Source organism: Streptomyces sp. CO7, assembly GCF_053474865.1.
Genome location: NZ_JBRIOU010000002.1, coordinates 1,385,648 through 1,390,111, shown reverse-complemented (window position 1 = coordinate 1,390,111; position 4,464 = coordinate 1,385,648). Strand labels below are relative to the sequence as shown.

Sequence of the window (4,464 nt, the reverse complement as noted above, 5' to 3'; positions counted from 1 at the left end):
CCAGCGGGAGGGCACCGCCCGACGGCGGGCCGCCGCGCCCGGCTCAGCGGTTGGCCACCGCCTGCCGCATCAGCTGACGTCCGAAGTCCCAGACGAGTCCGCCCTCGTGTGCCTCGTCCATCACCGCGGTGAACGCGGTCACGAAGCGGTCCACCTCCCGCTCTCCGATGATCAGGGGCGGGATCAGCTTGATCACCTCCAGATGGTCGCCGGACACCTGGGTCAGGATGCGGTGCCGCCGCAGCAGCGGCACGACCACCATCTGCGCGAAGAGCCCCTTGCGGGCCGCCTGCAGCAGCGCCCACCTCCCCCGCAGCTTCAGCGAACGGGGGCGGCCGAACTCGATGCCGATCATCAGGCCCCGGCCCCGGACCGCCGACAGCAGCTCGTAGCGCTCGGTGAGTGCGGCCAGCCGTGACCGCAGCAGCTCGCCGGTGGCCCGTGCGCCCGCGACGATCTGGTCGTTCTCGATCACCGAGAGCACGGCGAGGCCGGCGGCCATGGCCTGGGCGTTGGACCCGAAGCTGGCGGAGTGGACCAGCACCCGGTCCATGGAGGAGTACACCTTCTTGAAGATCCAGTCCCTGCCGAGCGTCGCCCCCACCGGCACGTAGCCGCCCGAGAGCGCCTTGGCCACGCACACCAGGTCCGGTTCCACCCCCTCCTCGTGCTGGTAGGCGTAGAAGTCGCCGGTGCGCCCGAGCCCGGTCTGCACCTCGTCGGCGATCAGCAGCGCCTTGTGCCGGTGCAGCAGCTGCTGGGCGGCGCGCAGGTAGCCGGGCGGCGCCTCGTGCACGCCCTTGCCCTGGACGGGTTCGACGATCAGCGCGGCGACGTCCCCGCAGGCCAGTTCCCGCTCCAGCGCGCCGAGGTCGCCCAGCGGGACGGCGGTGCCCGGCAGCAGCGGCCCGAAGCCGTCCCGGAAGCCCGCCTCCCCGTTGACCGACAGCGAGCCGGCCGTCAGGCCGTGGAAGGCGTGGTCGCAGTGCAGGATCCTGGGCCGCCCGGTGGCCCGGCGGGCGAACTTCAGCGCCGTCTCCACGGCCTCGGTGCCGCTGTTGCAGAAGAAGACGCGGTCCAGGTGCGGGCTGTGGGCCAGCAGCCGCTCGGCGAGGAGCCCCGGCAGCGGCGGGCAGTCGAAGCGGGTGAGGTCGGCGAGCCGGGCGTCGAGGACGTCGTGGAGCGCCTTGAGGACCACCGGGTGGTGGCGGCCGAGGCCCATCACGCCGAACCCGGCGAGCATGTCGAGGTAGTCGTTTCCCTCGCTGTCGAAGAAGTAGGCGCCCTCGGCCCGGTCGTAGAGCCTGTCGAAGCCGAGGGCGCGCAGCATCCGGGGGAGCTGGTGGTTGAGATGCCGCTCGTGCAGGGCGTAGCGCTCCCCCGCGCGGTCGGCCAGCAGCGCCCCCAGGTCGAACTCCGTCACGGGAGTTCCTTCACGGCGGCGGCCGCCACCACCCGTTCCTGCGGCTGGTTGGCCCGGTTGGTGGCCACCGTGTCCCGCAGGGCCCGCAGCGACTCCTTGAGCGATCCCATGGTGGCCAGCACGGCGGTGGGCTCGTAACCGCAGTGGGCCATGCAGTTGGCGCAGCGGGGGTCCTTGCCGCGGCCGTACTTGTCCCAGTCGGTGTCCTCGACCAGCTCCCGGTAGGTGGGCACGTACCCGTCGCTCATCAGGTAGCACGGCCGCTGCCACCCGAACAGCGAGTAGTTGGGGATGGCCCAGGCGGTGCAGTCGAAGTCGGCGCGGCCCTCCAGGAAGTCCAGGAAGAGCGGCGAGTGGTTGAGCCGCCAGCGGCGGCGGTTGCCGCCGGAGAACGCCTTGCGGAACAGCTCGCGGGTCTGCTCGACGCCGAGGAAGTGCTCCTGGTCGGGGGCCTTCTCATAGGCGTAGGCGGGCGAGATCATCATCTCGTCCACCTGGAGTTCGTCGTTGAGGTAGTCGAGGACCTCGACGACGGTCTGCGGGGTGTCGGTGTTGAAGAAGGTGGAGTTGGTGGTGACGCGGAAGCCGCGCCGCTTGGCCTCCTTGACGGCCTCCACGGCCTCGTCGAAGACGCCCTCCTTGGCGACCGAGGCGTCGTGCCGCTCGCGCAGACCGTCGATGTGGACCGCGAAGGCGAAGTAGCGCGAGGGCGTGAAGAGGTCGAGCTTCTTGCGCAGCAGCACGGCGTTGGTGCACAGGAAGACGTACTTGCGCCGGTCCACCAGCTGGCGGACGATCTCGTGGATCTGGGGGTGCATCAGCGGCTCGCCGCCGGCGATGGACACCATGGGCGCGCCGGACTCGACGACCGCGCCGACGGCCTGGGCGACCGGCATGCGCTGCTTGAGGATGCCGGCGGGGTGCTGGATCTTTCCGCATCCCTCGCACTTGAGGTTGCAGGCGAAGAGCGGCTCGAGTTCCACGATGAGCGGGAACTTGTCCCGGCGGCGGAGCTTCTGTCGGGCCAGGTAAGTAGCGACCGTGACGGACTGGCGCAGCGGCATGGCCATCTGGGCTCACCTCTCGGGGGGCGGCAGGGAACGGTGCCATTCGAAGAACGCGGGAAGTACGCGACGAAGGACATGGAACGCCGTTATTCCACCCCGAACCGTCCCGATTCGTACAAGTTCGTGCTCCGGGGCGTCCACGACCACCCGTACGGCGGCAACCGGACGGGTTCCGGCGCCGACGGCGGCGAGCAGGGTGGCGGCGGACTCCATGTCGGCGGCGACCGCCCCGCCGCCGCGCAGCGCGGTCCGCTCCGCGCCGCGGACCACGTGATCGGTCCCGGCGAGCACCCCGGTGTGGACGGTGCGGCCCGGCAGGGCCCGGGTGAGTTCCTTCACCAGCGTCGCGGCGCCGGTGCACCGCACGCGGCCCCGGGCGTCCCGGGTCTCCTCGGCGACCACCAGGTCGCCGGGGTGCATGCCGGGGGCGAGTCCGGCGCAGAAGCCGGTGGCGAGGACCGCCGCGTCCCGCAGTGCCTCCCCGGCCAGGGCGTGGGCCAGGGAGCGCCGGGCCGCGGCGGCGCCCATGCCGGTGCGCAGCACGGTGACGGGGCCGCCGGGCCCGCCCTCGCGGCCGGCGCGGCGGGCGCCGGCGCGCAGGGCGGCCTGCTCGATGCCGAGCGCGCAGGCGACCAGCAGCGGGGCGGGCGCGGACGGCTCCGGCGGCCCGGTCGAGGCGCTCATCACCGGGCCTTCGCGGCGAACGGTTCCCCGTGGAGGTACCGGCCGAGGGCGGTGAGCGGGAACACCTGCCGGTAGAGGTGGTAGTTGATGGAGAAGTCCCAGGGGAAGCCGGTTCCGGTGAACTGGGGCTCGTCCCAGGTGCCGTCCTCGCGCTGGGTGGCGGCCAGCCAGGCGACGCCCCGTTCGACGGCCGCGGTCTCCCGCTCCCCCGCGGCCAGCAGGGCCATCAGCGCCCAGGCGGTCTGCGAGGCGGTGGAGTCGCCGCGGCCCGCCCATCCCGCCTCGCGGTAGGAGCGCAGGTCCTCGCCCCAGCCGCCGTCGGCGTTCTGCACGGAGCGCAGCCAGGCGACCGCGCGGCGCACCGCCGGATGTCCGGTGGGCAGTCCGGCGGCGACCAGCGCCGGCACCACGGAGCCGGTGCCGTAGACGTAGTTGACGCCCCAGCGGCCGAACCAGCTGCCGTCCGGCTCCTGTTCGCGCAGCAGCCAGTCGATGCCGCGCCGGGTGCGGGGGTCGTCGGCGAGGCCCTCGACGGCGAGCATCTCCACCACGTGGGCGGTGACGTCGGAGGACGGCGGGTCGATCACCTCGCCGAAGTCGCAGAACGGCAGCCGGTTGGGCAGCGCGCCGGTGTTGTCCACGTCGAAGGCGCCCCAGCCTCCGCCGGCGGACTGCATGCCGAGGTTCCACCGCACCCCGCGGGCGACGGCGTGCTCCACCCGCTCCGGGTCGTGGTGGCGGACCCGGCGCAGGGCGAGGACCACCTCGGCGGTGTCGTCCATGTCCGGGTAGTTGTCGTTGTGGAACTCGAAGGCCCAGCCGCCCGGCGGGAGTCCGGGGCGGCGCACGGACCAGTCGCCGGGCCGCACGACCTGTTCGCCGAGCATCCAGTCGGCCGCCTTGACCAGCGCCGGGTGGTCGGCCGGCAGCCCGGCGTCGGCCAGGGCGATGACGGCGAGGCAGGTGTCCCAGACGGGCGACTGGCAGGCCTCGACCATGCGGGCGCCGTCCTCGCGCCGCACCGCGAAGCGGTCGAGGGCCTCGATGCCGGCGCGCATCACCGGGTGGCCGAGGTCGTAGCCGAGCAGGTGGAGGGCGATCAGCGAGTAGACGTGCGGGGGCTGGATGCCGCCCCAGCAGCCGTCGTTCTCCTGGCGTTCGACGATCCAGCGGCCGGCCGCGTTCATCGCCGCGCGGCGCAGCGGGCGCGGGGCGGCGGTGCGGTAGCGGCGCAGCGCGTCGTCGAGCCGCTGGAAGACGCCGTCCCAGCTGGCGAGGGGGGCGTACGGC

Annotated in this window: 4 protein-coding genes; all 4 read right to left on the bottom strand. The window is 73.2% G+C overall.

The genetic code is table 11. The annotated features are described in order from the left end of the window. Positions 1-43: 43 nt before the first annotated feature. The gene (locus ACOV8S_RS08315; RefSeq protein WP_448317031.1) at positions 44-1,423 is read right to left on the bottom strand and encodes an aspartate aminotransferase family protein; all 1,380 of its coding nucleotides are present in this window, start codon (positions 1,421-1,423) and stop codon (positions 44-46) included. Beyond that, positions 1,420-2,493, bottom strand: coding sequence for an adenosyl-hopene transferase HpnH (gene hpnH, locus ACOV8S_RS08310; protein ID WP_448317029.1), 1,074 nt, complete (start codon positions 2,491-2,493; stop codon positions 1,420-1,422). The genes ACOV8S_RS08315 and hpnH overlap by 4 nt, the downstream gene beginning before the upstream one ends. Before the next feature lie 6 nt (positions 2,494-2,499). Then, on the bottom strand, positions 2,500-3,174 hold the full coding sequence (locus ACOV8S_RS08305) for a phosphorylase family protein (protein WP_448317028.1): 675 nt from the start codon (positions 3,172-3,174) through the stop codon (positions 2,500-2,502). Then, on the bottom strand, positions 3,174-4,464 hold a 1,291-nt coding region (gene shc, locus ACOV8S_RS08300), incomplete at its 5' end, for a squalene--hopene cyclase (RefSeq protein WP_448317026.1). The genes shc and ACOV8S_RS08305, both read right to left, overlap by 1 nt.